The organism is Polynucleobacter sp. HIN5, from assembly GCF_030297555.1.
Classification (GTDB): domain Bacteria; phylum Pseudomonadota; class Gammaproteobacteria; order Burkholderiales; family Burkholderiaceae; genus Polynucleobacter.
This window is the reverse complement of record NZ_AP028136.1, coordinates 1,768,792-1,794,462: the sequence shown is the minus strand read 5'-3', so window position 1 is coordinate 1,794,462 and position 25,671 is coordinate 1,768,792. Positions and strand designations below refer to the sequence as shown.

Below are 25,671 nucleotides of genomic sequence, written 5' to 3'. Positions count from 1 at the left end.
AATGCTTTATCTCAGTTTGCCGATTGCAAGGGCGGACGCTTGAGCGGGGCATGGAGCGAGGCAACCAGATCGGCCGCCACTAATTCTCCCGAGCGAAGACCATCTTCATGAAAGCCGTATCCTGTCCATGCGCCACAGAACCAAATTCCCGCCTTCCCTTGAATTAATGAAAGATTCTTCTGTGCCGAAATCGCTTTGGCATCAAAAATGGGATGTGAATAGGAAATCTCTTTAAAGACCAACTCAGGTTTTGGTTCAACCAGAGGGTTAAGGCTCACAATAATCGGATCTTCATGCAATGCGGCTGGGAGGGGTTGTAGCTTATTGATGAGATAGTCCACGCTAACCGATTGGATCTGATTTTTGGTGTAAGTGGTTTTATAGTTCCAAGCCGCCCAGCAGCGCTTGGTCTGAGGTAAAAGGCTGGCATCACGGTGCAAGACTGCACGATTTGCTTGATAGGGTATGGCGGCTAAGAGCGAGCGATCAAATTCATCAATTCCATGGAGTAGCTTTAGGCTTTCATCGCTATGGCAAGCCATGATGACTTCGTCAAAATAATGAATCCCTTGAGAACTAATCAATTCAACACGCTTATCTGGGCTTTGTGCATCTGGCACATTCACTTTTTTGACCGACTCACGAATGAACTTAAATCGCTCTGGATGCATGGCCTTGATTAGTCTTGCCACATACTCTTTCGATCCTCCCTTCACGGTTAGCCACTGTGGACGATTATTGACCTGCAAGAGCCCATGGTTATGACAAAACCGCACCATGGTTTCGATCGGAAACTCTAGCATCTGTTGGGTGGGGCATGACCAGATCGCACCAATCATGGGTAAAAAATACCACTCCCGAAACGATTGACTAAATCCATGTTCATCGAGAAATGAGGCGATCGATTGCAACTGCTTGGGATCGGCGCTATGTCCAGCGCTTACCTGTTTCGTTGCTAGCGCAGTTGCTAAGCGATTAAAACGTAGGATATCGGCAACCATTCTCCAAAATGCTGGGCGGAGTAGGTTCTTTCGTTGCCCAAATAAAGTATTAAGGTTGTCGCCCGACCATTCTAGGGAGTGATCAATAGAAACCGAGAAGGTCATTTCCGATAAGGCAATTGGAACCTGCAATTCCTCGAATAAACGCGTTAAGCGGGGATAGGTTTTTCGGTTAAAGACTAAAAACCCAGTATCCACGGCGCACTTGATTACACCATTGCGGTCCGGAACCTCAATATCAACGGTGTTGCTATGTCCACCAATATGCGACGCTTCCTCAAATAACGTGACATGAACCCCTGCATTTTTCTGTAATGCATATGCGCAGCCTAAGCCAGAGATGCCGGCGCCAACAATCGCAACTTTCTTGTGGGGCATGGAATGGGAAGGGGTGTTCACGAGGCTTTAGACTTTAGTAGTTTTTCAATTTCAGAGGTAATCGATTTGCTATCGGGTTTCGTTAGGCTATTAAAGGAATCAACAATATTACCGTCACGATCAATCAGGTACTTGTAAAAATTCCACTTCGGTGTGGTACCCGTTTTGGCAATCAACATCTTAAATAGAGGATTCGCCTCTTTGCCACTAACCGAGCTTTTAGCAAACATTGGGAATTTTACATCGTAGGTATTTTTACAAAACTCCGCGATTTCTTTATTCGATCCGGGCTCCTGTTGTCCAAAATCATCCGATGGGAAGCCTAAAATCACAAAGCCACGATCTTTATAGCGCGCATAAATTTTTTCAAGCGACTCATACTGACTGGTGAAACCACAAAAACTAGCCGTATTCACCACCATGACAACCTTGCCTTGGTATTGGCAAAGATTTTGTGGGGCTTCATCCTGTAGCCTTGGAAAGGTATACGAAAGTGCAGGGCTACACTGATTGGCCGACGGGTTGGCCTGGGCATCATTCGAATTTAGTATGGTCGTTACACCAAACAGGAAAATCATGATTAACCATTTCATCAAGAATCCTCACTTTTAAGCCAGAAACCTTGAAGTCTACCGTCTTCCGCCTTCTTTTGTGTTTTAGGGAAAATTACCCCTTTAATTCAGGATCGGGCAGGGTTTTAGGTAGGAATCATCTAGAATTTGGTCTATGACGCAGCCAATCTTGAAGCCCCCTGCTTTTGAAGCAAAACTATGTGCCGCTAGCGGGGATTTAGAGGCAAAGTTAAGGTCTTTGGCTCGCCCCATGGTTTTTACAAATGGCGTGTTCGATCTTTTGCATCGGGGACATGTCAGTTACTTGGCACAAGCCCGCCAGCTTGGCAATAGTCTGGTCGTGGGGGTTAATTCAGATGCATCGGTGCGCATGTTAGGAAAAGGTACTGATCGCCCGATTAATGGGCAAGAGGATCGAATGGCCCTCTTGGCGGCGCTTGAAAGCGTTGATTTGGTAGTGCTGTTTTCAGAGCAGACCCCTGTCGAGTTGATTCGTAGGATCCGTCCAGATATTTATGTCAAAGGCGGAGACTATGCAATCGAGTCTTTACAGGAAACCAAGGTTGTGAAAGCATGCGGAGGCAAAGCATATGCCATTCCTTTTATATATGAGCGTTCCACCACGAACCTGCTTGGCAAGATTCGTTCTTAGTTGGTTTTGACTTGGGTATTGAGCCAAGCCCAGAGTCCTCGGAGCACCAAACTCGGCATTTTTTCTGCGGGGATCTGATTGTGAATCAGCCCATCAAATAAGGTGGCAGCATGACCACCAACGATCCATACACGAATAACAGCTTGATGTCGCTGTTTAGCAAAATCCATTGCCTGTGCAATCGCCCCCAGATGAGCTAACCGCGATCCCTCATCAATTGCGCTGGCAGTATCTAATCCAATGCCAGTCGCTGCTTGATTAAGGCTCGCTACATTGAGGCCGGCGGTATGTTGCAATAGGCCTTCACGCATTAGTCCCAGACCCGGCAGAATCCAACCACCATAGTGCATTCCATTGCCACCCAAAAAATCAATGGTTGTTGCGGTACCGGCACTAATTACTAAGGTGTTGTCATTGGATAGCTCTCGTGCAGCAATTAATGCAGCCCAGCGATCAGCACCCAGGGTGTGGGTATTTTGGTATTGGGTGCGCAGAGATGGATATGATGAGTCTCCGAGCAGACGAAACTGTGGGCAGTGTTGCCAGGGCTGAAGTAGCTCATTGAGCTGTTGGACTGCGGATTCTGTCGCCACACTACATAGTCCTATCGCACTTGGGGTTGGAATGGTATTGAGAATGTAATGAGCCAGTTCATCACGGTGCTCTTTTGAGCCTAGTAACTTCGTATCAATGGCGCCGGAGTGATTCCATAATTTTTTATCACGCTCGACGGGATTACGTTTGCTATCCACGCTAGCCCACTTAAGGCGCGAGTTACCAATATCAATCAGTAAGAATGAGCTCATAGATGCTTTCTTAAAGAGACATCTCCGGCATAGATCGCTGTTAACTCAGTATTGCCAGGTTCTTGTAGTAAAAGTGCACCCTCTTCATTAATACCATGTGCAATGCCTGTTTGCTTAACTACCCCAGACTCTGAAATGCTCACTGGCTGATCGCGGTAGGCATCCCAAAAATCCCATTGCGAGCGAAAAGGTGCAAATCCATTTTTAGCAAAGAGCTCTAGATAGTCACCTAGGGTATTGAGAATGGCGAGCCAAACTAAATCAGCTTCCATCGGCATGTTCTTGTGATTAAGTTCTGAGAGTGCGCTAATGGGCAGTTGCGCGGCATCTTCTAGGGATTTGGAATGGCTTAAGTTCATGCCGATTCCAATAATCATCCAGACTGGCTCATTTGGGTTGGAGCCCGAAAGTTTCCCCCCTTCAATCAGAATTCCGCCTAATTTTCGTTCCTTGATCAGAAGGTCATTGGGCCACTTTAGTGAGAGACCATCTTGCCGCAGACTCATTTCATCAAGCCCAAGACTCTTGGAGATCCCCTGGATCACCGCGAGTCCGCAAACAAGACTTAGCCCATGTAGAAATTGTTGAGGCTGATTAAACGGATAAGCGAGTGAGAACGACAAGGAAACATTGGGTTCCGCAAACCAATGTCGGCCAGATCGCCCTTTGCCCTTGGTTTGGTGTTTGGCTAAGCGGGAGACGGGGTCGATGAGCGCCCCAGCGCGCCAACGCGCCATTAGATCATCGTTGGTTGATTCAGTTTCGGCGATGCGCTCAAGAATGCAATTCCAGTTCATTTGTCTATTGTAGAAAGGTCTCGATAGAATGGGTACATATGTCAGGTAAAGCTAAAAAAGACCTTACTCAAGAACGTACCGATGCGCCCAGAGTACCTCAGCGTATTCATTGGCCTTTACAGGCAATGCCGCTGGCTCGGGCAATAGCCATCATTTATGTTTTGCTGATTGGCTATGGATGCTTAAACCCTTTTAATGTGGATTGGAAGTTTGGTTTGGATCCATTTGCGTGGTGGTCTGGTCCCTTACCTAAATACATCACCTTATTTGATGTAACGATTAACGTTTTGGGGTACATTCCTTTAGGCTTTATTTTGGTGTTTGCGCTTTATCCTCGCTGGCAAAGATTTCGAGCAATTGCCATTACCTTAGTATTTAGTGCCCTTCTATCGGGTGCAATCGAGAGTGCGCAAAGTTGGTTGCCCACCCGAGTTCCGACACAAATTGATTGGATCGCTAATCTAATGGGTGCCCTGATCGGTGCCCTTTTAGCTCAACCCTTAGGCCCACACTGGTTATCTGGAACGGCACTGCGTAAGCGCTTTGATTACTGGTTTGGCACACGTTGGTTAAGTGTTGCCCTATTCATCTTGTTCCCGTTTGCACAAATTTATCCCCAAAGCGCATGGTTGGGAATGGGCTTTTTGGGTCTTGGTATCAATCCGGTTGCAAGCTGGGGTTTTGATGGAATGCATCATACGATTTATGAGGCTTTAGTGACAGGCCTTAGTTGGTTTGGCGTTTGCCTATTCTTTTCTTTGGCCCTACGCAACAATATTCCTAAGTTACCTTTACTGGCAGGTTTATTAGTGATCACGATCATGATCAAATCATTCTTTACATCCTTACAGTTTGGTTCGGAGTTTGGCTTTGTGTGGTTGAGTGCGGGTGCCATTTGGGGAATGGTATTTAGTAGTCTTCTGGCTAGTATTTTTATGCGTTTTTCAACCGGCATGCGCCTCATCGCCTGTATCAGCGCCCTAGTGGCTCTTATGATTTTGGTGAACTATTTTCCTGATAACCCCTACTTCACCATTAGTCTGCCGCGATGGAATCACAGCCGTTTAGCCCATCTCAACGATTTAATGCAATGGCTATCTTGGCTATGGTTGCCAGTAGCATTCATTTGGCTGATACATTACGCCCGACGCGCAACTCACTAAGTTCGGCTAGAAGGGTCATCCATCGATATAATTTCAAGGATGAGCTATCAATACCACCTATTCTTTTGTTTAAACGAGCGGAGTAATGGCGATGATTGCTGTGCTCGGCATAATGCCCAAGCCCTATTCGATTTCACAAAAAAACGGGTCAAAGAGTTAGGGCTCAACGGCGCAGGTAAGGTACGCGTCAATAAAGCGGGCTGTTTAGATCATTGTGCGAATGGCCCTGTCATGGTGGTTTATCCCCAGGGTGTGTGGTACTCCATGATCGATACCGAAGATGTGGAAGAAATTATCGACTCTCATTTGATGCAAGGTAAACCTGTCGAACGTTTAATGATTTAATTGAACGATTAGGCATCGCATGAACAGTCGGACCCAAACCATTACGATCTCAGGCCCCGTTGGCCAGATTCAGCTCTCGATTGATTTGCCAGAGAGTCTCAAACAAAATCCCCATACTGAGCTTCGAGGATTAGCCTTGATTGCCCACCCTCACCCCCTGCTCGGTGGCACCATGGATAACAAGGTGGTGCAGACCTTAGCAAGAACGTTTAATCAGTTGGATTACGTATGCGTGAGACCCAATTTTCGGGGGGTTGGTTTATCAGAAGGCGTACATGATGAGGGGCGTGGCGAGCTCGACGATCTGATTTGCATTAGCGATTGGATGCGTACCCCAGGAGCTTGGATGCAAAGCCTACCAAATGCCAATGAGCAGCTCTGGATTCCCCACGTCAATCAATTACCTTTGGCGCTAGCCGGTTTCTCCTTTGGCAGTTATGTGGGCACCCATTTGGTTCAAAAACTCGCTGAACTTGGGCGACCGGTAGAGCGCTTTGTGATGGTGGGTAGCGCAGCCGGTAAATGGGAGTTGGCCGAACGTGTTCCCGCCGATACGATTGTGATTCATGGAGAAAATGATGAGACCATTCCATTGAGTGCGGTATTCGATTGGACTCGCCCTCAAGAATTAACCGTGCATGTTGTACCAGGAGCCGATCATTTTTTTCATCGCAAGTTACATTGCATTCGCAATATCATTTTGTCTAACTGGTTGGGCTTTCCGAGAACATCATCATGAACACCAATACTCCTGCGGAGTCTTTGATTCAGTACCCGTGTGATTTTCCAATCAAGGTAATGGGTAAAGCAGCCCCCGAGTTTTTGCCGGCAGTAATTCATATCGCCAAGCAATTTGATCCTAATTTTCAGGAGACAAGCATTGAAGAGCGGCCATCACGTGATGGTAATTACCTGGGTCTAACCATTACAGTGCATGTAACCAGTCGTGAGCAGCTCGATGAAATTTACCGAACCCTATCCACGCATCCCTTGGTGAGCGTCGTACTCTAGTGAGCTGCGATGCAGGCTAGCCCAGTACAAATTCGGTTTTTGGGCTTGGTGGAATACCAGCAAGCTTTTGATGCTATGCAACGGTTTACACAGGATCGCTCTGCAACAACGGTTGATGAGGTGTGGGTTTTGCAACACCCCCCAGTCTTTACCTTGGGCTTGGCTGGAGAGCCAACGAATTTACATACTCCGATTGATTCGATTCCACTCGTTGCAGTTGACCGTGGCGGTGAGATTACTTATCACGGGCCAGGCCAAATCGTGATTTATTTGTTATTGGATCTCAAACGCAAGAAGCTCTTTGTGAAAGAGCTGGTTCGGCGCATTGAAGAAGCGCTTATCCAGACTCTAGTTGATTACAAGGTAATGACGGAACGCAAGCCCGGTGCCCCTGGTATTTATCTTAGTGAACAGTCTCAGGTATCACCGTCTCTTTGGGGCGCCAAGATTGCAGCCTTGGGGCTTAAAATTACCAAACAATGCAGTTACCACGGTTTAGCACTGAATATTGATATGGATTTATCACCCTTTAAAGCAATCCACCCCTGTGGCTATAAGGGCTTACAAAGCATTGATCTTAAGTCATTAGGAATCAACGAGAATATTGATACCGTTGCAGGAACTTTACTGAATCACCTACAACAGCAGTTGCAACTGGAACCTGTTTGATGAGCGATCTAAAAAAAGAATACGATCCCCTGCAAAAACAAAAATCGGCGGATAAGACCGCACGGATTCCGATCAAGATCGTGCCTCTAGCCGAGACCCTAAAAAAGCCCGACTGGATTCGGGTCAAAGCTGCATCAAGCAGTTCACGCTTTAGTGAGATTAAACAGATTCTGCGTGAGAACCAGTTGGTCACCGTATGTGAAGAGGCGAGCTGTCCCAATATTGGCGAATGTTTTGGTAAAGGTACTGCCACCTTTATGATCATGGGCGATAAGTGCACCCGCCGGTGTCCGTTTTGTGATGTCGGTCATGGCAGACCTGATCCCTTAGATGCACAAGAACCGCTGAACCTCGCGAAGACAATAGCCGCACTCAAACTTTCGTATGTGGTGATTACAAGCGTCGATCGTGACGATTTGCGTGATGGAGGCGCCCAGCATTTTGTCGATTGCATTCGTCGCACCAAAGAGCTCTCACCTTCCACTCGTGTTGAGGTGTTAGTGCCTGATTTTCGGGGCCGACTTGAAAAAGCTTTGGATATATTTGCGAACGATCCACAGGGCTTGCCCGATGTCATGAACCATAACCTTGAAACCGTACCGCGCTTATATAAGCAAGCCAGACCAGGGTCAGACTATGCACACTCATTGAAGTTATTAAAAGACTTCAAAGCGCGCTTCCCACAGTTACCAACCAAGAGTGGTTTGATGGTTGGATTGGGCGAGACCGATGAGGAGATCTTAGAAGTAATGCAGGATATGCGTGCACACGATATTGATATGCTCACCATTGGTCAGTACCTTGCTCCCTCGAATCACCATTTACCCGTATTGCGGTATGTGCATCCAGATACCTTTAAAGAGTTCGAGCAAAAAGCCTATGCGATGGGTTTTAGCCATGCGGCAGTTGGTGCGATGGTGCGCTCAAGTTATCACGCCGATCAACAAGCCCATGAGGCTGGCGTTGTATAGGGCATTACGCATAGCTGGGCTAGCTACTCTTTGTATTCTGATCGTAGCGTGTAGCCCCCGGTTTGATTGGCGCACTATTAAAAATGACGCCCAGGGCTATGCGGTGATGTTTCCGAGTAAGCCCCAACTGATTGAACGCAGCATCACCTATCAAAAGACTTCTCTAAAGCAAACCCTGGAGTTCGCCAAAGTCGATGAGGATGTGTTTGCGGTGATGACCACACAAATACCAGCAACGATTGCGACCCAGATCACACTGGTTGAACAGATGTTACAAAATGCCCTATTGCGACAAGCAAATACAACTCAATTTAATTTAGTTAAAGATGCTGCCAGTCAGATTGGTCCATCGGGTCAAGTCAAGCAAGTCACACAAGATTATTATTTACATCTTCCAGAAAACAAAAAAGTGATGCGAGTGCGGTGGCTCATTAGACCGGCAGCGAATGACTCTGTAAACCTGTATCAAATTAGCGTCATTCGGACGGGTCAGTCCAGCCAATTAGAGTCTGTCCTCAATCAAGAAAACATTACTATTTTTTTTGATGAGTTTCGACCTAACTAAGTACTAAATGAGTCAGACGCATTATTCCCATTGGTATGGAAGGCCCAATGATTATCTAAAGCTACCTCTTGAGGGCGGGTTTGCATTACGGATTTTCTTATGCTTTGCCATGGCCTACTTCATGTCCTATGCATTTCGGACGATTAACGTGGTGATCGCTCCTGATCTTGTGCGTGATCTGCAAATTAGCAATGCGGATTTAGGACTCTTATCCTCGGCTTATTTTGTTGGCTTCGGAATGACGCAAATTCCCTTGGGTTTGGCGCTTGATCGCTTTGGCCCACGTATTACAGAGGCATGGGTGATGACCCTTGCTGTGATTGGTGCTGTTATGTTTGCCTTAGCCGAGAACTTTAATACGCTCGTCATCGCACGGGTCTTGATTGGGATGGGAGTATCCGCATGCCTGATGGCTGCATTCTCAGGTTTTAGGGCATGGTACGCACCTTCTCAACAAGGACAATTAGCCTCAGCCATGTTGGTATTTGGAACGAGCGGTGCCCTAGCAAGCACATGGCCAGTTCATCTGGTCACGCCTTATATCGGTTGGCGAGGTGTCTTTCTAGTACTTGCCGGTTTATCGTTTTTGGCAATTTTGATTTTGTACTTTGGTTTACCGGTGAGAAAACAAAATCAGAAATACCTGCAACCGAATCACGAGGCACCCAGCTCACAAGCCAATTTATCGTGGCAAAGTTATCAGCCGATTTTGACCAATCCATTTTTCTGGCGCATCCTGCCACTCGGAACATTTTGTTATGGCGGGTTTATTGCAATACAAACCTTATGGTTTGGTCCTTGGCTGATTGAGGTGATGGAGTATCACCCTAGTACTGCCGCACAAATCGTTTTTGGTTTTAATACCGTACTTCTCTTTGCCTATCTCTTTAATGCGTGGATCTTGCCTAAGTTAGCCAAGCGCGGAGTTGATACTATGCGTTACATGACCTGGATGGTTGGCGCATCGATGATCATGCAGGCCTGTGCGTATTTTTGGCAAACGCCCTTGGTATGGATCTGGTGGTATCTATTTGCTATTACCTGCGCCTCGTTTGTGTTGGCGCAGAGCATTATTGTTTTGTATTTCCCTAAACATTATTCGGGAAGAGTTAGTACCACCTATAACCTGACACTCTTTATTGGTGCCTTTATTGTGCAATGGGGCATTGGTCATTTATTGGATTTAGGTATTGCCTTAGGTTGGAATAAAACGAGTGCTTATGATTTAGCGCTAGCAGTATTTCTAGTAGTGCAAATTGCTGGCTTTATTTGGTTCTTGATTGCACCCAAATATTTTCCAGCTACCTTCTTTCGAGATGATGAAGCTGAAGATGAGGTCGTAAAGATCTAAATCATTACGACTTGTTTTCAAGGGCCGCCACTTTTGCTTCAAGCGCCTCTAACTTCTCACGAGTCTTAGCTAAGACCTTGGACTGAATATCAAACTCTTCGCGTGTAACCAAATCCATGCGCTGAAAACCCTGGGTCATCATGGCCCGAACATTTTTTTCAATGTCTTTGGCAGGTGAGTTACGAATCACCTCACCAATCTTGTTTTGCATATCGACCGCAATGGTCTGCATTTGCTCGAATAGTTGACTGGGTTTTTGCATAAGCAAATTGTAGGGCGAAGCCAAAGACCTTGCATGCCCAAAGCTGGTGCACGTAATGATCCTAAATGATGCATTTATTTGGTGCAAAAGCCCATAAAAACCCAGATATTCACCAAATTAAGCCCCAATGAAGGCAAACCCAAACCTAAAAAATTAACTAAATAATTGATTTAAAACAATATTTAAGAATCTGGCACGCTTATTGCAGGACTAAATGTGTAGTGCATTTTTTCATTCAACCAGAAGGGAGTATTTATGAACACTTTTAAGAAAACCACACTCGCTCTAGCGATCTCAGCATTGGCGGGTGGCGCCATGGCGCAATCTGCGCCTGCTGAAGAGAAGAGCCCAATCTCTGCAAACGTAACAATTACTAATGACTATCGTTATCGAGGAATTTCTCAAACGAACTACCAACCCGCAATTCAGGGTGGATTTGATTACGCTCATGAGAGTGGCTTCTATATTGGTAACTGGAACTCAACAATTAACTGGGTGTCGAACGCGACTAGTAATGGTGTCCAAGCACCGCTAGAAATGGATTTCTATGGCGGCTTTAAAAAGGAGCTAATAGCCCCTGGATTTGCCTCTGATTTTGGAGTTTTGCAATATTTTTATCCCCAAACGGGAGGTAACTATAACGGAATGATCCTTAATCCAAATACAACCGAAATTTATGCTGCTCAAAATTTTACATTTGGACCAGTATCCGGTTTTGTTAAAGTCAATTACTCGTTAACAAATATTTTTGGTATTCCAAATTCTTCCGGATCTTTTTATCCTGATTTGACTGTTAATTACGATACGGGAATCTGGGGCATTACTGCTAATGGACATATTGGATATCAATATATCGCGGGTCAACCCGTATCATCAGGTCCGTTATTGCAGCCCGAGACAAATATTAGCTATACCGATTGGAAGCTTGGTTTAACTAAGGATTTTGGTGGTGGCCTGGCCTTATCTGCATCTTATGTGAGTACTAATGCAAACCCCGTCTGGTGGAATACCTTTACTAAAGGTGGAACATCAGCCGGCCGCGGTGGCGCCGTTGTTGCCCTCACCAAAACCTTCTAATCCCCCTCACTATCTAGGAGATATGCATGAAAATGATTACCGCAATCATCAAGCCTTTCAAGCTTGACGAGGTGCGTGAGGCTCTCTCAGAAGTTGGGGTTTCAGGCATCACCGTTTCAGAGGTGAAAGGCTTTGGTCGACAAAAGGGTCACACCGAGTTGTATCGCGGTGCTGAGTATGTCGTTGATTTTTTACCCAAGGTTCGTATTGAAGCTGCGGTAGAAGATGGCATTCTCGATCGCGCCATTGAGGCGATTGAGAAATCAGCACGCACAGGCAAGATTGGTGATGGCAAGATTTTTGTCTCTTCCATCGAACATGTCGTTCGTATTCGTACCGGTGAAACCGGTACCTCAGCACTATAAGGGGTTAACCATGTTGAATTGGATGAAACGTCTCGTTGCTGTTGGCGCCATGGCGCTTGCGGTGACCACAACGACAGGTGCGCTAGTTTCTCCAGCGTATGCTGCCGATGATAAAAAAGCTGCTGTGACTGCGCCTGCCGCAGCTCCTACGGCTCCAGCTGCTGCCCCGTCAGCAGATCCTGCCCCAACGCCTAACAAAGCCGATACCGTTTGGTTGACAGTTTCTACCGCTTTGGTGATGTTGATGACCTTACCGGGACTTGCACTGTTTTATGGCGGTTTGACGCGAAGTAAGAACGTCTTATCAGTTTTGATGCAATGTATGGTGATGTTCTCTTTGGTGGCAGTGTTATGGGCCATTTACGGATACAGCTTTGCATTTACCGAAGGTAATGCATTCTTTGGCGGTTTAGATCGGCTCTTCCTGTCAGGCATGACTCCGGATAGTACGGGAGCAACCTTTAGTAAAGGTGTTGTGATTCATGAGTACTCGTTCATGGCATTCCAAGCAACCTTTGCATGTATCACCTGCTGCCTGATCATTGGTGCATTTGCTGAGCGCGCTAAGTTCTCTGCAATCTTGTTGTTCATGATCATTTGGTTTACGTTTAGCTATCTGCCAATTGCACACATGGTTTGGTTCTGGGCAGGCCCAGATGCAATCAAAGATGCCGCAAGTCTTGAAGCAGTCACTGCGAGTGCTGGTTGGTTATGGCAAAAAGGCATGCTGGACTTTGCTGGCGGTACTGTAGTTCACATCAATGCAGCGATTGCTGGATTGGTTGGTTCCTACGTAGTTGGCAAGCGGATTGGCTATGGTAAGGAAGCAATGAAGCCCCATAACTTGGTCTACACCATGGTTGGTGCATCACTCTTGTGGTTTGGTTGGTTTGGCTTTAACGCTGGTTCTGCTCTTGAAGCCAATGGCAGTGCCGTACTTGCTTTAGTAACCACACTGTTTGCAACTGCAGCAGCAGTTCTAGGTTGGACCGTAGCGGAATGGATGACCAAAGGTAAACCCTCGATGTTGGGCGCCGCCTCTGGTTGCGTTGCAGGCTTGGTTGCAATTACACCCGCAGCAGGTTTTGTTGGTCCCATGGGCGCCATCATCATTGGCTTTGTTGCTGGAGTTTTGTGCCTATGGGGTGTATCTGGCCTCAAGCGCATGCTCGGTGCCGATGACAGTCTCGATGTGTTTGGTGTTCACGGCGTGGGCGGTATTGTCGGTGCAATTCTGACGGGTGTATTTGCTGATCCTGCTTTGGGCGGTGCTGGCATCTGGGATTATGTAACCAATGCAGTTGCTACCGAATATTCAATTGGTAGCCAGGTATTCATCCAAGCACAGGGTGTGGTAGTGACTCTGATTTGGTCTGGCGTGGTTGCGTTCATTGCTTTCAAGATCGCGGATATGGTATTTGGATTGCGCGTGAAGGAAGAGGAAGAGCGCGAGGGTCTTGATATCACTTCTCATGGAGAGGCTGCATACGAGTCCTGATTTAGGGTTGTAATAGTGTTTTAGTGATTTTTTACCCCTCACTAGGCGGCACTGGTTGGTTGCCTAGTTTTTAAGCGCGGAATCGCAAGATTCCGCGTCTTTCTTTCAAAAAACTTACAATGCGGATATGGTCCCGCATCTTATAACCGCCTTAAGTGGCCCCCTCTTAGAGCTTGAGTCGAAAGTCCTCGAAGCAACCCCAACGATTGAGCGCTGGTTTCGCTTGGAATGGCAGGAGCATACCCCGCCGTTTTATTGCTCGGTCGATCTGCGTAATTCCGGATTTAAGCTCTCTCCAGTTGATACCAATTTATTTCCGGGTGGATTTAATAATTTATCTCCAGAAATGTTGCCTTTGGCTGTTCAGGCCGCTATGGCGGCGATCGAGAAAATCTGTCCCGAGGCCAAAAATTTATTATTGATCCCAGAGCGACATACACGCAATACCTTCTATCTGCAGAATATTGCGTGCTTATCATCGATTCTGCGTCAAGCGGGATTAAATGTTCGTTTGGGTACTCTATCGGACGATATTAAAAAGCCGACTACGATCGAATTACCGGAGGGCGGCAAATTAGTTTTGGAGCCACTGACGCGTTTAGGTTTACGCAAGACCCGTTTGGGCCTAAAAGATTTTGATCCCTGCTCTATTTTGCTAAACAACGACTTATCCGCTGGTATTCCGCCAATCCTCGAGAATGTATACGAGCAATACTTGTTACCAGGTTTGCATGCGGGCTGGCCGATTCGTCGTAAATCCAATCACTTTCAGGCGTATGAAGAGTTGGCCAAGAAATTTGCCAAACTAATCAATATTGATCCATGGATGATTAATCCGTATTACGCCCGTTGTACGGGGATGGATTTTCATGAGCAAAAGGGCGAAGAGCAATTACTCGCAGCCGTTGATCAGGTGCTCAAAAAGACCGCTAAGAAATACCGTGAGTATGGCATTAAAGACAAGCCCTATGTAGTCGTCAAGCCCGACGCGGGAACCTATGGAATGGGTGTGATGGTTGCGCACGACCCCAATGATTTAAAGAACTTAAATCGGCGTGATCGGAACAAGATGAGCGTCGTTAAAGAGGGTCTTGAGGTCAGTGACGTGATTGTTCAAGAAGGTGTCTACACCTTTGAAAAGGTCAATGAAGCAGTAGCCGAACCCGTGGTTTATATGATTGATCGTTATGTCGTCGGGGGTTTCTATCGGGTTCATACTGACCGTGGACCTGATGAGAATTTGAATGCTCCTGGTATGCATTTTGTGCCCCTCGCGTTTGAGCAAAACGCCATGCCAGATATGAAAGCAAAGCCAGGCAGCGCAGCACCAAACCGTTTTTACTTATATGGCGTTGTGGCACGTTTGGCTCTGTTGGCTGCATCGCTTGAGCTTGAGCGCACCGATCCGGATGCCGAGGCCGCTTAAGTCTGGCCATGAAGTTTTTGTTTATTGCCGATCCACTCGATTCATTGAAGGTCGAGAAAGATAGCACTTTGGCCATGATGCGTGCCGCACAGGCTGCGGGGCATGCGATTTGGTATACCCAAAGCCATGATTTGGTGTGGGGTCAAGGCAAGGCCAGAGCGCGTTGCCAAATGATTGAACTTTTGGATGGTGAGCATTGGTATGCGCTAGGTTCTTTTGAGGAGCATCCGCTGGAATATTTTTCAGCGGTCTTGATGCGCCAAGATCCACCATTTACGGTGGAGTATTTGACGAGCACTTGGATCTTATCGGCCGCTGTTTTGCAGGGAGCGCGGGTATTTAATTCGCCAGATGCGGTTCGCAATCATTCTGAAAAACTCTCGATTACGGAGTTTCCGCAATTTATTCCCCCGAGTTTAGTAACGCGCGATATTCATGCGATCCGCGATTTTCATCAGCTACATCACGACATTGTGATTAAGCCGCTCGATGGTATGGGTGGCATGGGCGTATTTCGGGTGGGACCGGATGGCCTTAATTTGGCAAGCATTGTTGAAACCCTAGGTGAGAACGGTTCGCGCACCCTGATGGCGCAGCGTTACTTGCCCGAAATTACTTCTGGAGATAAGCGGGTTCTGCTCATTGGGGGCGAGGTCATGCCTTATGCCTTGGCGCGCATTCCGCAGGGCTCGGAGATTCGTGGGAACTTAGCCGTTGGCGGGAAAGGACTGGCGATGGCCTTGACAGCGCGCGAAGAAGAAATTGCAAATCATTTAGCGCCTATTCTGGCTAAGCGCGGCCTGTTCTTAGTGGGCCTTGACATGATCGGCGGTTACTTGACCGAGATTAATGTGACAAGCCCAACTTGTTTTGTAGAAATCACTCAACAAACGAATTTGGATATTGCTCAAAAATGGCTTACATTGCTTGAAAAGGAGCTCATTTAAGGTGCCAGGAATTCTAATTGTTGCCCACACCCCAATTGCCGGATCGATGCTTGGTTTTGTTGAGCACACATATGGCAAGGTGCCAGATCGTATGGCTGCAGTTGATATTCCTCCGTATGAAGACACCAAGATTAGTTTTGATCGTGTCTATGAAGCAGCTACCCGGGTCCAAAGTGAATACGGCATATTGGTCTTAACGGACGTTATGGGGGCTACCCCGGCCAATGTTGCTACCCGGCTTGCCAAATCGGAACATTTTCCGTGCAAAGTAATTGTGTTGGCTGGCGTGAACTTACCAATGCTCATGCGGGCGATTTCATATCGGGGTGCCGGGGTGGAATCGGTTGCTCTTAAAGCGATGCAGGGCGGTCAAAACGGCATTATTCGTTTAGGAGCGCCCTCATTAATGGCAGATGCCGATCTTATCTTGAATCAGAATGCAGGAACGAGCGATGCCAAAAGTTGATATCGAAATTATTAATAAGCTCGGTCTGCATGCGCGTGCGTCCGCAAAGTTATCACAACTCGCCAGTGAGTACCCGTGCGAGGTTTTTATGAGCAAGAACGGCCGACGTATTAATGCTAAAAGTATTATGGGCGTGATGATGCTAGCTGCCGGTATGGGTAGTAGCGTTACGATTGAGACTGTTGGCGAGAGAGAAGACGAAGCCCTAAAGAAAATTTGTGAGTTGATTGACAATCGATTTGGTGAGGGCGAGTAGGAATGACTTTTGCGCTCCATGGCATTGCAGTCTCTAAGGGCATTGCGATTGGCAAAGCTGTATTAATTTCCAGAGCTGCTCTTGAAGTCAGTCATTACCTCATTGAGCCCGGGACTGAAGAGGCTGAAGCCAATAAGTTACTCGAGGCATTTGATTGTGTGCGCCAAGAGCTCAATACGCTTAAAGCTGCTTTACCCAAAGATGCCCCACAGGAGATGGCGGCATTTTTAGATGTTCATCAGCTAATCCTCTCGGACCCAACCTTAGCTGAAAAGCCCTTAGCCCTAATTCGGCAAAAACGCTTAAATGCTGCTTGGGCCTTGACCACCGAGCTCAATGACTTGCTTGAGCAGTTTTCTGAAATGGATGATCCGTATTTAAAGGAACGTGGTAATGATATTCGGCAGGTGGCTGAGCGAGTCCTGAAGGCGCTGCAGTCGCATAACCGTCAGACCGTGATTGGCGGTGAGGGGTTGATTACCGGACACTTTGAAGACGACACGATTGTGGTGGCGCATGATATTGCACCCCATGACATGTTACGGTTTAAAGAGAATGCGTTAAGTGGCTTTGTAACTGATTTGGGTGGGAAAACCTCTCACACCGCGATTGTGGCGCGTAGCCTAGAGATACCGGCAGTCGTGGGTATTCGTCATGCCAGTGACATGATTGAGCACGGTGATTGGATTGTGATTGATGGGGACCGCGGGATTGTGGTGGTTGCCCCAGACGAGATGCTTCTCGCTCAATATCGGAATCTTCAGTCTGAAAAACGCATAGAGTCTGAAAAGCTACAAGAGCTCAAGTACAGCCCGACCTGTACAAAAGACGGGGTTGAGATCGAGTTATTTGCCAATATTGAATTGCCAGAGGATGCCAAGCATGCCCTAGATTTAGGTGCAGTCGGTATTGGACTATTTCGGTCTGAGTTTTTGTTTATGAACCAAGAGTATGGTCTTCCGGATGAAGAGAAGCAATATCAAGAATACACCCGTGCGGTTGAGGCAATGTTTGGCTTGCCGGTCAATATTCGTACAATTGATATTGGCTCCGATAAGGCGGTAGCGGGAGCTGAGACCGGAAGCACGGGCACATCGCCCCTTGGCTTGCGTGCCATTCGTTGGTCTTTATCTGAGCCTGAGATATTTTTAACTCAATTACGCGCAATCTTACGTGCGTCTGCTCATGGCCAGGTCCGACTGTTATTGCCGATGTTGGCGCATGCACAAGAGATTCATGAAAGTTTGCGACTCATTGAAAAGGCAAAGCAGCAATTACAAGAGCGGGGTCAGGCATTTAATCCGGATATTCAGGTGGGGGCAATGATTGAGATTCCAGCCGCTGCTTTAATGATGCCGCTCTTTGTTAAACACTTTGATTATTTGTCGATTGGCACTAATGATTTGATTCAGTACACCTTGGCGATTGACCGCGCCGATCATGCTGTGGCCCACTTGTATGATCCATTAAACCCAGCAGTACTCAATTTAATTGCAGGAATTATTCGTGAGGCAAACCGAGCCAATGTGCCAATTGCAGTATGCGGTGAGATGGCTGGCGACCCCGCTTTGACAAAGCTATTGCTGGCGATGGGCCTGACCGATTTCTCAATGCACTTTAGCCAACTTTTATTAGTCAAGCGCGAGATCATGCAGGCCGATACCCGTAAGTTAAAGTTGCATATTGATGAGTTATTAGCGGCTTACGAGCCAGTTGAGCAAAGTGTTTTATTTAATCGCTTAAATTCAATTCATTAGCGTACGCCTGATCCGCACACTGGACAAGTGTGCTGGCGCGCCAGTTTAATTTCATCCACTTGGGTTGTGCGAGCATTCCAGATCAGCAGGCGTCCCAGTAAAGACTCTCCAAAACCAATCATGACTTGCAGAGTCTGCGCCGCGGCGATACTTCCAATAATGCCCACGAGAGGCGCAAACACCCCCATACTGGCACAGTTGGTTTCAACATAATTGGGATCTGGTGGGAAGACACAGGCATAGCATGGTGAGCTCGGATCACGAAAATCAAACACGCTCACTTGACCATCAAAGCGCAATGCAGCGCCAGAGACCAATACCTTTTTATAGTTAACGCACACCCGATTAATTAAATGTCGGGTCAGAAAGTTATCGGTGCAGTCAACCACCACATCAACATTTTGGATGAGCTCTTCAAGTAAGGGTTCATCAACCTTCTTCTCTAGTGCCTTCACCTGACAGCCGGGATTTAAGCTCTTGAGAAAGCGTTCACCCGAGGCTACTTTACTCATGCCAATGCTATTGACCTGATGCATGATTTGACGCTGAAGATTGGTGAGTTCGACATGATCATGGTCGACGAGGGTAATTTTTCCAACACCAGCTGCAGCCAGATAAGGCGCGCAGGCAGAGCCCAAACCACCGGCACCAATGATGAGTACGTGGGAACTTAACAGCCGCTCTTGGCCTGCAATGTCAATTTCATCGAGTAGTAGATGGCGCGAATAGCGAAGGAGTTGCTCGTCATTCATGAGCAACTCAATTACTCAAGTTTAGAAGCCGAGCGCTTGACCGTTTGACCGTTCAGAAAGGCAATGGCTTGCTGCAACATGAAGTCATCATTGCTGCCAAACTCAGGTGGACGACGATTCTTTTCTTTCTCGCGCTCCTCTGGCGTTTTCTTTGCATTGCGCTCTTCAATCAATTGCAATTCTTGGAGACGACGTTTCTCACGATCTTTAATCAATGTTTCTTCTGACGACTGTTTGTTACGCAAATGCTTTTCACTATCAATTTCTCGTGTAATTAATACATCTTCAGGGTCACCGTCTTTATTCTGATCCACCGGAATATCGGGTTTAATCCCAAACGCTTGGATTGAGCGACCATTGGGGGTGTAGTAGTAAGCGGTGGTGATTTTAAGTGCCGAGTCACTACTGAGTGGCCGAACAGTTTGCACGGATCCTTTACCAAAGGTGGTCTTCCCAAGAATAGTGGCACGCTTGTAATCTTGTAGTGCACCCGCAACGATTTCAGAAGCAGATGCGGAGTAGGCATTGACCAGGACCACCATTGGGATTTTCTTAAAGAGCGGCGGAACCTCATCAAGGGGATCATTTGATTCGTTCAATTTATACATCGCAGGAACTGCATTAAATACCTGCCGTGAGTCAGGAGCCTGACCTTTGGTAGAAACAATGACTGCACCTGGGGGCAAGAAAGCAGCGGCAACACCAACCGCGCCTTGCAGTAGGCCACCACCGTTATTACGCAAATCTAACACCAGCCCTTTTAAGCTCGGATCTTTGGCGGCAAGCTCTGCCAATTTCTTAGCAAGATCTGGAATGGTGCGCTCTTGAAAGCTAGTAATGCGGACCCATGCAATATTGTTATCCACAATTTTTGCTCGAATCGACTGCACTTTGATTTCAGCGCGTGTGATGGTGACTGGAAAAGTACGCTCTTCACTTTTTCTAAAAATTGTTAAAGTAATTTTGGTACCCGGTGTACCACGCATGGTACGAACGGCTTTATCAAGTGACATACCACGCACTGGTTTATCGTCTAAGCGGGTAATCAGATCGCCGGCCTGAAGACCAGCTTTAGCAGCAGGTGAGCCTTCAATTGGATTAAGAACTTTGACCAAACCGTCTTCGGAGGTAATTTCAATACCAAGGCCAGCAAACTTACCAGCAGTTTGCTCTTGCATTTCGGCAAAATCTTTTTTATCGAGATAGGCGGAGTGCGGATCAAGACTACTGACCATGCCTTTAACTGCATCGGTGAGTAGCTGTTTATCATCAATTGGTTCAACATACTCACGCTTAATTTGCCCAAAGACATTCGAAAGCGTGCGTAACTCATCGAGCGGCAAGGTACTTGTACCCTGCTGCGCGGTAGCAGAAAACTGGATGGTTGCCGCAATTCCGGCAATCAAACCAATACTAACTAGGACAATATTTCTAAATAACTGACGCATTTAGCTATTTTGCCTCTAAATAGAAATGTTGTATTGGGCGTAGTTCATCATCCAGTTCATAAATGAGGGGATTGCCGTTTGGCACATTGACTTCCATGATGGCCTCATCCGATACCTGATCAATGTGTTTCATTAGGGCGCGGATGCTATTGCCATGGGCGACCAGAATAACTCTTTTACCAAGTTTGAGAGCCGGAGCGATTGACTCATTCCAAAGGGGTAAAACCCGAGTTACAGTGTCTTTCAGGCACTCCCCATGGGGAATATCCTCATGATTGAGGTTGGTATAGCGGGGATCATTGGCGAGCTCAGCGCGCTGCTCCGGGCTTAATGGAGGAGGGGCGATGGCATAGGAGCGCCGCCAGATATGGACTTGCTCATCCCCAAATTTGGCCGCGGTCTCTGCCTTGTTGAGCCCCGTTAGTGCGCCATAGTGCCGTTCATTTAATCGCCAGCTATGGACCACGGGCACCCACATTAGATCCATTGCATCTTGGATATTCCATAAGGTTCGGATGGCGCGCTTTAGAACCGAGGTATAGGCAATATCAAAGTCATAGCCAGCCTCCCTCAGAAGTTGACCAGCCCGTTGGGATTGCTCTACACCTGTTGGGGTAAGGTCAATATCGGCCCATCCAGTAAACCGATTTTCAAGATTCCAGGCGGATTGTCCGTGGCGGACTAGGATGAGTTGTTTCATAGATGCATTCTATAATCTGACAATGGACTTCTTAGCTCAAACCGACAACCTCGTATTGGCCGCCTTAATGATCATTTCGGGCACGGCTTTATTCATGCCAACATTATCAACCCTAATGAGTGGCAAGGGCTTAACCCCAACCGATGCAACCATTTGGATCAACCGTCGCAAGGCCAATGTGATCGATTTGCGAACCGAAGAAGATTTTAAATTGGGCCATTTACCAAATGCCAAAAATATCGCTCTGGAGAGCCTGGGCGCCAGCCTAAAAACCATGAAAATCGACCAAAAATATCCTGTTGTAGTGATTGGTCGAGGCCCTGCTCATTCTCAGAAAGCAGCTAAAGAGCTTCGCAATCTTGGGTATGCCGAAGTGGGCGTCTTAGAGGGCGGTATCGGTGCTTGGCAAACTTCTGGATTGCCACTTGTTAAATCGTAATGGGGAAGCCATGCCAGACGTTTTGATGTATAGCACTCGTGTTTGTCCGTACTGTGTCATGGCAGAAAAACTTTTGCAAAAGAAGGGTGTTCAGAATTTGCAAAAGATTTTGATTGATGTCGATCCGGCAAGGCGAGAAGAAATGATGACTCGCACGGGTCGCAGGACCGTTCCACAAATTTATATCGGTGATCGTCATATTGGCGGTTACGATGATCTAGCAGCATTAGATCGTGCAGGCGGTCTTGATCCGCTTTTAGCCTAACCGTTTCAAATTGGAAAGAGAGCTTGTATGAGTGATGTTGCAACGAATTCAGCAACGGGTTCAAATGAACCTTCGTTTGTCATCCAACGTGTTTATTTAAAAGATTTATCACTCGAACAACCTAATGCTCCTGGTATTTTATTGGTTGCTAGTGAGCCACAGATTCAGGTGGAATTGGATATTGCAGTTGATCGCTTAAGCGATGAGTTGTTTGAGGTTGCCCTCTTGAGTACAGTCACCGCCCGCGTTGAAGGCAAGGTCATGTTCTTGGTCGAGGCCAAGCAAGCCGGTATTTTCGAGTTTAAAAATATCCCCATTGAGCAAATTGATCCCATGCTTGGTATCACCTGCCCAAGCATCATCTTTCCCTATTTGCGTTCGAACGTTGCTGACATTATTAGCCGTGCCGGCTTTCAGCCCATTCATCTTGCCGATATCAATTTTCATGGCATGTATGAGCATCGTTTGGCTCAGGCTCAGGCAGCTCAAGGAGCCCAAGCCGGTAATGGTGACGCAGAGAGCAAGATTATTTTGCCCAACTAATGAATATATCGGTCCTAGGGGCAGGAGCATGGGGTACAGCCATTGCTATATCCGCTGCTAGTCACCATCTGGTTTACCTGTGGGCGCGCAACCCAAATGCCGCTGACGCCATGCGTAGGGACCAAGAAAATAAGCAGTATTTACCGGCTGTTGCCCTACCAAATTCATTATTGATTGAGTCGGATTTTGAGAAAGCCGTGAGCCGATTGGGGGCTGATGACATATTAGTTATTGCAACCCCAATGGCTGGTTTGGCAAGTACGGTAGCCGATGTGTTTAAAACGGCACAACACCCATTTAATATTTTGTGGCTTTGCAAAGGGCTAGAGCCTAAAACTGCCCTACTTCCTCACCAGGTCGTCAAGCGCGAACAAGAACGATTCGCCTCTCATGCGCATGCAGTTGGTGTTTTATCAGGCCCAAGCTTTGCACGTGAAGTTGGCGAGGGCCTGCCTTGCGCTTTGACGGTTGCAAGCACTACACCTGAATTTTGTCAGCGGGTACAAACTGCATTTCATCATGGAAATATTCGGGTGTATGCAAGCGATGATCTGGTTGGGGTCGAGCTTGGTGGTGCAGTGAAAAATGTATTAGCGATTGCCACCGGAATTGGTGATGGTTTGGGATTGGGCATGAATGCTCGCGCTGCCTTATTAACGCGTGGCTTAGCCGAAATGATGCGCTTGGTTAAAGCAGTGGGCGGTAAGAGTGAGACCTGCATGGGGCTCACTGGCTTGGGTGATCTTATTTTGACCGCAACTGGTGATTTATCGCGCAACCGTCGCGTAGGTTTGTCGCTTGCTGCTGGAGAGCCTTTGGACCGGGTGTTAGCCGCGCTTGGTCATGTGGCTGAGGGTGTCTTGTGTGCGCAAGCCGTGAGTGATTTGGCTAAACAGCATCAGGTCGAGATGCCAATTTGTGCAACGGTTAGTCACGTACTCAATGGTCAACTGAGTCCCGAAGAAGGTGTTCGGACCTTAATGGGGCGCGAGCCCAAATCGGAAACTTAAGCACCGCCCTGAAATTGGTGTTGGCGCCACGCTTCATAAACCACGACTGCCACTGAGTTTGAAAGATTTAAGCTACGACTATTGGCAAGCATTGCCAGCCGCAGATGATTCTCACGAGAAATGCTCGCGCGTACCTCATCACTAATTCCTTTTGTCTCCGATCCAAATACAAAGTAATCATTTGAGTGAAACTTCGTATCCAGTAACGAGCGCTGGCCTTTGGTCGTTAGAGCAAAGACACGCCGCAGATCAGCCTGTGTAGTTATTAGAAAATCGGACCAGTTCTCATACAGTTTGAGATTGGCAAACTCATGGTAGTCCAGGCCCGCCCGCTTTAATTTGGCGTGCTCAAGAGGAAAGCCAAGTGGCTTGATGAGATGCAACTTTGCACCGGTATTGGCGCATAAACGGATGATATTCCCAGTATTGGGAGGGATTTCAGGTTCAAATAAAACGACATTAAACATAGCAGCATCATATTGCACCTAAGATCCCCAAGGGGGTGTACGTAATATGGTCCATGCGCTTACCCGCTTTGCTCCAGACTGCTTGAGGGCCGCTGCTAAAGAATGGATGGTTGAGCCAGTGGTCATCACATCATCCACAATGAGGATGTGTTGGTCTCGAATCTTGGGAGCCGCATCTCCTTTCAATTCAAAACGGCCTTGCATCGATATGGTTCGCTCAGCACGATTAAGGCTTGCCTGAGCAGTATGTGTCGCGTGGCAAACGATTAGGTTTGGAATGCGTCTGACGGATTTTGGAAGATCAAACCGTTTCGCGATTTCCCATGCTTGGTTAAAGCCGCGAGCTGCTAATTTTGTAGGACTAAGTGGTACTGGAATTAAAACATCCGCATCGCATGTCTTGAGAGTATGGTGATGAAATTCATTCCACAAAAAGGCAAAGCCGCTAGCGCATGCTAGCCTTTTTTGGTACTTTAAAAGGTGAAGCGGGTGACGCAATGGCTCCTGATAGAGGTCGAGATAAATCACTCGATCAAAGGCTGGCTTTGCCCGTTCACACTGAAAACAAAGTGATTGATGTGGCCTGATCGGTAGCGCACAAATCAGGCACGATGGACCAAATTGCAGGCGGTTATGAGCAATGCGATCGCGACATGGAAAACATACAATTTCAGCTTGTACTTGCTCGCACACCATGCAGAGTGTCGGAATTAAATATTGGGTTGCAGTGCGAAGCCAGCTCATTGGGGCGCTGAGTATACTGATTCGATGACCACTTCTCTTTCATGGCTTCGAGCAGAAATTCAAGAGCGAATGCTTGATAAGCTAGCACCCATCAAGCTATCACCAAAACAAATTTTGCTCGAACCCGATTTCTCTGGACTAAATCGTAGGGCATTCATTAAGCGTTTTCCTGGTGCGCAAATTGACACTATCCTTGATCGTCAAATTTATAGAACTATTCCATTGAGGATCAAACTTCAACAGACGCTTGGTCGTGTCTTACCAAATTCAGGCCAATTATTAGATCAGGGGATTCCAGCCGACGCATCGTATGACTTAATCCTTAGTAATTTATCGTTGCAAAGTCGCAGTAATCCAGGAGCCTGGTTAGCAAATTGTCACCAACACTTGACTGAAGGCGGTTTAATTTCCTTTGCCTATTTGGGTCCTGATACGGGCAAGGAACTCCGAAATGCTAATTTAGAGGGCGGGCACTTACAAGCACTACCGGGAGCCCTCGATATGCATGATATTGGGGATGCCTTAGTTCAAAACCGCTATTCGGACCCGGTCATGGATATGGAATATCTTTATCTGGAGTATGAAACCGGGCAGGCGCTTTACGACGATGGTTTGGCCCTTGGGCTCATTTCTGCTGGAACGCAATTTCATCAGTTTAAAGTCCCTGCTGCCCTAAAACTAACCCTGGAAATCGTTTATGGGCATGCGTGGGTTTTAGCTAAAAATCGCGGTATCGGGGATAGTAAAACGGCATATATTCGCGTAGACGCAATTAAACGTAAATAGTTGCGGAGCTATTTTATAAGTAAGTACTTACATTTAATTATCTACATATAGGGTTTGCCCCAAAGGAAATCACAAAATGACTTCTGTCAAGCAAATCATCCTATAATTCAGTGTCTAATTATTGATTAGTGGGTAGAAAAGCGGCCGTCGTTTTCTGGGAACGCTGCTAATAAATTTGAGAA

The 25,671-nt window shown here is 47.0% G+C and carries 32 protein-coding genes; 22 read left to right on the top strand and 10 right to left on the bottom strand.

The features are described 5' to 3' along the window. Window positions 1-11: 11 nt before the first annotated feature. Both QUE61_RS09070 and QUE61_RS09065 read right to left on the bottom strand, forming a co-directional pair. Window positions 12-1,400: an NAD(P)/FAD-dependent oxidoreductase gene (locus QUE61_RS09070; RefSeq protein WP_286306898.1), complete on the bottom strand. Its 1,389-nt coding sequence runs from the start codon at window positions 1,398-1,400 to the stop codon at window positions 12-14. Continuing rightward, window positions 1,397-1,957: a glutathione peroxidase gene (locus tag QUE61_RS09065; RefSeq protein WP_458574740.1), complete on the bottom strand. Its 561-nt coding sequence runs from the start codon at window positions 1,955-1,957 to the stop codon at window positions 1,397-1,399. Before QUE61_RS09065 ends, QUE61_RS09070 begins: the two co-directional genes overlap by 4 nt. 148 nt (window positions 1,958-2,105) lie before the next feature. Here QUE61_RS09065 and rfaE2 point away from each other — a divergent pair, with 148 nt between their 5' ends. Continuing rightward, a complete protein-coding gene (gene rfaE2 / locus QUE61_RS09060; protein ID WP_286306896.1) occupies window positions 2,106-2,603 on the top strand; it encodes a D-glycero-beta-D-manno-heptose 1-phosphate adenylyltransferase in 498 nt (165 codons plus the stop codon). Here rfaE2 and QUE61_RS09055 read toward each other — a convergent pair. Then, window positions 2,600-3,409: a type III pantothenate kinase gene (locus tag QUE61_RS09055; RefSeq protein WP_286306895.1), complete on the bottom strand. Its 810-nt coding sequence runs from the start codon at window positions 3,407-3,409 to the stop codon at window positions 2,600-2,602. The two genes, rfaE2 and QUE61_RS09055, sit on opposite strands and share 4 nt — an antisense overlap. Then, entirely contained in the window at window positions 3,406-4,206 is an 801-nt protein-coding gene (locus QUE61_RS09050; protein ID WP_286306894.1) for a biotin--[acetyl-CoA-carboxylase] ligase, read from the bottom strand. Before QUE61_RS09050 ends, QUE61_RS09055 begins: the two co-directional genes overlap by 4 nt. 38 nt (window positions 4,207-4,244) lie before the next feature. Between QUE61_RS09050 and QUE61_RS09045 the strand changes: the two genes are divergently transcribed. The 8 genes from QUE61_RS09045 to QUE61_RS09010 are packed head-to-tail and all read left to right on the top strand — an operon-like array spanning window position 4,245 to window position 10,281. Then, window positions 4,245-5,369, top strand: a complete 1,125-nt coding sequence (locus QUE61_RS09045) for a VanZ family protein (RefSeq protein ID WP_286306893.1) — start codon at window positions 4,245-4,247, stop codon at window positions 5,367-5,369. A 39-nt stretch (window positions 5,370-5,408) separates the two neighbouring features. After that, a complete protein-coding gene (locus QUE61_RS09040; protein ID WP_108509177.1) occupies window positions 5,409-5,714 on the top strand; it encodes a (2Fe-2S) ferredoxin domain-containing protein in 306 nt (101 codons plus the stop codon). Between the two features lie 19 nt (window positions 5,715-5,733). Further along, window positions 5,734-6,453, top strand: coding sequence for an alpha/beta hydrolase (locus QUE61_RS09035; RefSeq protein WP_286306892.1), 720 nt, complete (start codon window positions 5,734-5,736; stop codon window positions 6,451-6,453). Further along, window positions 6,450-6,725 carry an HP0495 family protein gene (locus QUE61_RS09030; RefSeq protein WP_108509175.1) on the top strand — a complete coding sequence of 92 codons (276 nt, stop codon included), beginning with the start codon at window positions 6,450-6,452 and terminating at the stop codon, window positions 6,723-6,725. Before QUE61_RS09035 ends, QUE61_RS09030 begins: the two co-directional genes overlap by 4 nt. Window positions 6,726-6,734: 9 nt before the next feature. After that, window positions 6,735-7,394, top strand: coding sequence for a lipoyl(octanoyl) transferase LipB (gene lipB / locus QUE61_RS09025; protein WP_286306891.1), 660 nt, complete (start codon window positions 6,735-6,737; stop codon window positions 7,392-7,394). Further along, entirely contained in the window at window positions 7,394-8,365 is a 972-nt protein-coding gene (gene lipA / locus QUE61_RS09020; protein ID WP_286306890.1) for a lipoyl synthase, read from the top strand. Before lipB ends, lipA begins: the two co-directional genes overlap by 1 nt. After that, on the top strand, window positions 8,346-8,930 hold the full coding sequence (locus QUE61_RS09015; protein ID WP_286306889.1) for a hypothetical protein: 585 nt from the start codon (window positions 8,346-8,348) through the stop codon (window positions 8,928-8,930). Before lipA ends, QUE61_RS09015 begins: the two co-directional genes overlap by 20 nt. Window positions 8,931-8,937: 7 nt before the next feature. Further along, entirely contained in the window at window positions 8,938-10,281 is a 1,344-nt protein-coding gene (locus tag QUE61_RS09010; RefSeq protein WP_286306888.1) for an MFS transporter, read from the top strand. Window positions 10,282-10,285: 4 nt separating this feature from the next. Here the strand turns inward: QUE61_RS09010 and QUE61_RS09005 are convergent, their stop codons facing one another. Then, entirely contained in the window at window positions 10,286-10,543 is a 258-nt protein-coding gene (locus QUE61_RS09005) for an accessory factor UbiK family protein (protein ID WP_286225334.1), read from the bottom strand. A 255-nt stretch (window positions 10,544-10,798) separates the two neighbouring features. Between QUE61_RS09005 and QUE61_RS09000 the strand changes: the two genes are divergently transcribed. The 8 genes from QUE61_RS09000 (at window position 10,799) to ptsP (ending at window position 18,335) form a co-directional block, all read left to right on the top strand. Next, window positions 10,799-11,620, top strand: coding sequence for a TorF family putative porin (locus QUE61_RS09000; RefSeq protein ID WP_286306887.1), 822 nt, complete (start codon window positions 10,799-10,801; stop codon window positions 11,618-11,620). Between the two features lie 26 nt (window positions 11,621-11,646). Beyond that, on the top strand, window positions 11,647-11,985 hold the full coding sequence (locus tag QUE61_RS08995; protein WP_108509169.1) for a P-II family nitrogen regulator: 339 nt from the start codon (window positions 11,647-11,649) through the stop codon (window positions 11,983-11,985). 10 nt (window positions 11,986-11,995) lie between these two features. After that, a complete protein-coding gene (locus tag QUE61_RS08990; protein ID WP_286306886.1) occupies window positions 11,996-13,483 on the top strand; it encodes an ammonium transporter in 1,488 nt (495 codons plus the stop codon). Window positions 13,484-13,610: 127 nt separating this feature from the next. Beyond that, window positions 13,611-14,909 (top strand): glutamate--cysteine ligase, encoded by a 1,299-nt coding sequence (gene gshA, locus QUE61_RS08985; RefSeq protein WP_286306885.1) that lies wholly within the window; start codon window positions 13,611-13,613, stop codon window positions 14,907-14,909. An 8-nt stretch (window positions 14,910-14,917) separates the two neighbouring features. Next, window positions 14,918-15,856, top strand: a complete 939-nt coding sequence (gene gshB, locus QUE61_RS08980; RefSeq protein WP_286306884.1) for a glutathione synthase — start codon at window positions 14,918-14,920, stop codon at window positions 15,854-15,856. A 1-nt stretch (window position 15,857) separates the two neighbouring features. Then, window positions 15,858-16,322: a PTS sugar transporter subunit IIA gene (locus QUE61_RS08975; protein ID WP_286306883.1), complete on the top strand. Its 465-nt coding sequence runs from the start codon at window positions 15,858-15,860 to the stop codon at window positions 16,320-16,322. Next, entirely contained in the window at window positions 16,309-16,578 is a 270-nt protein-coding gene (locus QUE61_RS08970) for an HPr family phosphocarrier protein (protein WP_286306882.1), read from the top strand. Before QUE61_RS08975 ends, QUE61_RS08970 begins: the two co-directional genes overlap by 14 nt. 2 nt (window positions 16,579-16,580) lie before the next feature. Beyond that, complete coding sequence (gene ptsP, locus QUE61_RS08965; RefSeq protein WP_286306881.1) at window positions 16,581-18,335, top strand: phosphoenolpyruvate--protein phosphotransferase; 1,755 nt, start codon at window positions 16,581-16,583, stop codon at window positions 18,333-18,335. On the opposite strand, the gene QUE61_RS08960 is transcribed toward ptsP, so the two are convergent. Genes QUE61_RS08960 through gpmA form a run of 3 tightly spaced genes read right to left on the bottom strand, consistent with a single transcriptional unit; the run spans window position 18,332 to window position 21,235 of the window. Further along, window positions 18,332-19,087, bottom strand: a complete 756-nt coding sequence (locus QUE61_RS08960; protein ID WP_286306880.1) for a HesA/MoeB/ThiF family protein — start codon at window positions 19,085-19,087, stop codon at window positions 18,332-18,334. The two genes, ptsP and QUE61_RS08960, sit on opposite strands and share 4 nt — an antisense overlap. 11 nt (window positions 19,088-19,098) lie before the next feature. Beyond that, on the bottom strand, window positions 19,099-20,535 hold the full coding sequence (locus tag QUE61_RS08955; RefSeq protein ID WP_286306879.1) for a S41 family peptidase: 1,437 nt from the start codon (window positions 20,533-20,535) through the stop codon (window positions 19,099-19,101). Window positions 20,536-20,539: 4 nt separating this feature from the next. Further along, window positions 20,540-21,235, bottom strand: a complete 696-nt coding sequence (gpmA, locus tag QUE61_RS08950; protein WP_286306878.1) for a 2,3-diphosphoglycerate-dependent phosphoglycerate mutase — start codon at window positions 21,233-21,235, stop codon at window positions 20,540-20,542. Window positions 21,236-21,257: 22 nt separating this feature from the next. Here gpmA and QUE61_RS08945 point away from each other — a divergent pair, with 22 nt between their 5' ends. Genes QUE61_RS08945 through QUE61_RS08930 form a run of 4 tightly spaced genes read left to right on the top strand, consistent with a single transcriptional unit; the run spans window position 21,258 to window position 23,492 of the window. Then, on the top strand, window positions 21,258-21,674 hold the full coding sequence (locus QUE61_RS08945; RefSeq protein ID WP_286306877.1) for a rhodanese-like domain-containing protein: 417 nt from the start codon (window positions 21,258-21,260) through the stop codon (window positions 21,672-21,674). Between the two features lie 10 nt (window positions 21,675-21,684). Continuing rightward, the gene (gene grxC, locus QUE61_RS08940) at window positions 21,685-21,939 is read left to right on the top strand and encodes a glutaredoxin 3 (protein ID WP_286306876.1); all 255 of its coding nucleotides are present in this window, start codon (window positions 21,685-21,687) and stop codon (window positions 21,937-21,939) included. Window positions 21,940-21,966: 27 nt separating this feature from the next. Next, window positions 21,967-22,482, top strand: coding sequence for a protein-export chaperone SecB (gene secB, locus QUE61_RS08935; RefSeq protein ID WP_286306875.1), 516 nt, complete (start codon window positions 21,967-21,969; stop codon window positions 22,480-22,482). Then, window positions 22,482-23,492 carry an NAD(P)H-dependent glycerol-3-phosphate dehydrogenase gene (locus QUE61_RS08930; protein ID WP_286306874.1) on the top strand — a complete coding sequence of 337 codons (1,011 nt, stop codon included), beginning with the start codon at window positions 22,482-22,484 and terminating at the stop codon, window positions 23,490-23,492. The genes secB and QUE61_RS08930 overlap by 1 nt, the downstream gene beginning before the upstream one ends. Here QUE61_RS08930 and trmL read toward each other — a convergent pair. After that, window positions 23,489-23,959 (bottom strand): tRNA (uridine(34)/cytosine(34)/5-carboxymethylaminomethyluridine(34)-2'-O)-methyltransferase TrmL, encoded by a 471-nt coding sequence (trmL, locus tag QUE61_RS08925; RefSeq protein ID WP_286306873.1) that lies wholly within the window; start codon window positions 23,957-23,959, stop codon window positions 23,489-23,491. The genes QUE61_RS08930 and trmL overlap by 4 nt on opposite strands. An 18-nt stretch (window positions 23,960-23,977) precedes the next feature. Next, window positions 23,978-24,703: a ComF family protein gene (locus QUE61_RS08920; RefSeq protein WP_286306872.1), complete on the bottom strand. Its 726-nt coding sequence runs from the start codon at window positions 24,701-24,703 to the stop codon at window positions 23,978-23,980. A 24-nt stretch (window positions 24,704-24,727) separates the two neighbouring features. Here QUE61_RS08920 and QUE61_RS08915 point away from each other — a divergent pair, with 24 nt between their 5' ends. After that, window positions 24,728-25,489, top strand: coding sequence for a methyltransferase domain-containing protein (locus QUE61_RS08915; RefSeq protein WP_286306871.1), 762 nt, complete (start codon window positions 24,728-24,730; stop codon window positions 25,487-25,489). Window positions 25,490-25,671: the final 182 nt, after the last annotated feature.